Origin of the sequence: Mitsuokella sp. AF21-1AC, from assembly GCF_003458855.1 — a bacterium.
In the GTDB taxonomy this organism is placed as follows: domain Bacteria; phylum Bacillota; class Negativicutes; order Selenomonadales; family Selenomonadaceae; genus Mitsuokella.
Map to the genome: position 1 here is coordinate 1 of NZ_QRVW01000060.1, position 2,564 is coordinate 2,564.

The 2,564-nt window shown below is 49.4% G+C and carries 3 protein-coding genes; all 3 read right to left on the reverse strand.

The annotated features are described in order from the left end of the window. Positions 1-263 precede the first annotated feature (263 nt). From DWX75_RS12380 to DWX75_RS11905, 3 genes are read right to left on the reverse strand one after another with little or no spacing between them, the layout of a single operon-like run. Entirely contained in the window at positions 264-467 is a 204-nt protein-coding gene (locus DWX75_RS12380; protein WP_118016522.1) for a transposase domain-containing protein, read from the reverse strand. Then, the gene (tnpB, locus tag DWX75_RS11900) at positions 468-1,322 is read right to left on the reverse strand and encodes an IS66 family insertion sequence element accessory protein TnpB (protein WP_118016519.1); all 855 of its coding nucleotides are present in this window, start codon (positions 1,320-1,322) and stop codon (positions 468-470) included. Next, the gene (locus DWX75_RS11905) at positions 1,316-1,732 is read right to left on the reverse strand and encodes a hypothetical protein (RefSeq protein WP_118016520.1); all 417 of its coding nucleotides are present in this window, start codon (positions 1,730-1,732) and stop codon (positions 1,316-1,318) included. Before DWX75_RS11905 ends, tnpB begins: the two co-directional genes overlap by 7 nt. Between the last annotated feature and the right edge of the window lie 832 nt (positions 1,733-2,564).

The following is a 2,564-nucleotide window of genomic DNA, read 5'->3' on the forward strand; positions in this document are numbered from 1 at the left end:
TTCCTGATTCATATGCTTTCCCCCTGAATCATAGATATTCTTTTTCATTATAACACGGATACCCTGGACCGACCAGCACCAGCCTCCATGGTTTTCTGTTATCTACGGTGTAATTTGCAAAATAAAATAAGTGCAGAGTCTGTAAAAATGTAAGCGCTAAACCATCCGGTGTATGATCTGCCGACTTGATGGCTCACCTTTTCATCGTCGCTAAGATGCATATCAAAAAAACTCCGCTGTGTGAGCAGTGGAGCTTGGAAGATTCATTTGCAGTTTTGCTGGATGGTCTCGTTCCATAGCAGGACATCGTCGAGGTGCTCTGGATGCCGCTGGATATCAGCATTCGGCAGATGTTCGAAGAGGTACTTGAGGTACTGGAACGGGTTCAGGTCGTTGGCCTTGGCCGTCTCTATGATGCTGTAGACGGCGGCGTTGGCCTTGGCTCCTTTCGGGGAGTCGCTGAACAGTCAATTCTTACGGCCGATGGCGAAGTTGCGGATGGCGCACTCGCAGATGTTGTTCGAGAGCGCAGCGTTGCCGCTTTTCAGGAAGGCCTGGAGCGCTTCTTTATGGCTCAGGGAGTACTGGACCGCTTTGCCGAACTTAGATTTCGGCAGGACTTGCGGCTCGATGTCCTGAAGCCACGCGAAATATGCCTCGAGCTTCTCTTTTTCAAGCTGGAGACGCTGTTCTTCGCTTTTTTCCTTTGTGAGCTCGGCGAGCTTCTTGTCGATGGCAAAGAGCTCGTTGACCCGCTCGATGGCTTCTTTGCAGATACTGCCGAGGAGGTTTTCTTTCTGCAGATCCGGCGGGATGGCTTCGACGAAGTACCGCCTTGCATGTGCCCAGCAGAGGGCATGCGCCTGGCAGGCTTCTCGATGGAGAAATGCGCTTCCTTGCGGCAGGCGAGGCACTGGAAGGATTCGCGGTAGTAGTCGTGTGCGGGCACCTCGATGCACGGCTCTGGCGCATTCCGCTTCGCCTCGACCTCCGCCTCGTTGAAGATATTCAGCTGCCCATCTGCAATCTCCGGCAGGATCCGCGTTGTCCATTCCGTGCAGGACCCGTAGACCATCTTCTGCAGCTGGGCAATCTGAGCTTTGAGCATCTGGACCTACGTCTTTTAGGAAACTCGTCTCATCCCAGAGCAGACCCTTGATGCGGTCTTTGCGACGGCCGCAGAACAAGAAAAGCGCCGGCTGGTGCGGGTCCAGATGGAACCGCGAGATAACCAAGGCGGCAAGCCCGTCGATGGACTTCCGCATGTCTGTATGACCGCAGGCCAGATAGATAGGCTCTGCCGTGAGCTCTCGGATTAACATGTCGAAAACACATCCCGCAGGACGCAGAGTGTCCGTTTCAGAAGCTCGGATGACGTGGCCTCTGTGATAGTGAGCTGGACAGGGCCATAGCGAAGCTCCAAAGAAGTCAGAGCTTTCGTTGAAGCTGCTAATGACAACGAAGCAAACTGCACATCCGCTTTTTTAGCATTGGCAACCGGCTTTGGGGAAGCCGGTTTGGCGGCAGGCAGCGCCTTTGCCTTCTCCCGCTGCTCATGCTGTTGGATGAGCAATTTCTGGATCTGGTTCTGCCAGTAGTAGAAGGTGGTGCTCGCGATCCCCTCGCGCTTGCAGTAAGCCAGCGCAGAAAGACCGCTGGCACGTTGGTCTTTGATGAGCTCGAGCCATTTCTTTAGCGATTCCTGCCGTTTGACTTGATTGACCGATTTCAATAGGCTCCCTCACTTCCTGCTATGATTCGTGCCCCCGCTCAAAATCCCGAATTCTTCTGGTGTTTCGCGTCTTTCGAGTTGCGTATCCCGCATGTTTCCGGCGTTTCGAGTCATTTGAGTCATTCGAGTTGCACATTTCACGTTTTTCGCGTGAGTCCATTATCTCACGGCAAAGGGAGAGAAAAATACACCAGATTATTTAGCGCTTACCAAACTCCGCAACACCAAGGAGGCGCTTGACGTATAAAAAACATTGGCATTCTCGGAAAATAACAGAGGCCATTTCTAGTTATCTGGAGGTCTTCGAGAAGGCAGAGGATGCTAAAAATGCAAGGTGTCTGGTTTCCGTCTCTGGAATACTGCAAATTTTGGGTGTATCGTGCCCTGGTTACTAATACTGGCTTTCATCATCTGGCGTCCCGCTCGGAGATACAGCGATAAAAGTCAAAGAACAGATTTAAAAGATTTATGATCCAATCTTCTAAAATGCACATACCCTTTATCCGTACTTTTTCGATGAAATCCATCCACCGGTATATCCATATATTATACTTTTCTCCATATAACAACTCCATCGGTCGAGGTGACAATATCCTTATAATCATAATCGATGGGTATATTATTAGGGGCATTGAGCTTGATACTCTTGATAAATCGATTAAACAACACTTGACAGGCATCCATTTTTCTTAAATATGATCATTTAATAAACTTTCATTGTACTACTACAATATATGTATTTATCAAATGTAGTATGTGAAATATTCATCAGTATCAGACAGTTTTCCTGCATAACAGCAGTTTACAGCTTTTAAGCCGCTTGCTCATCGCC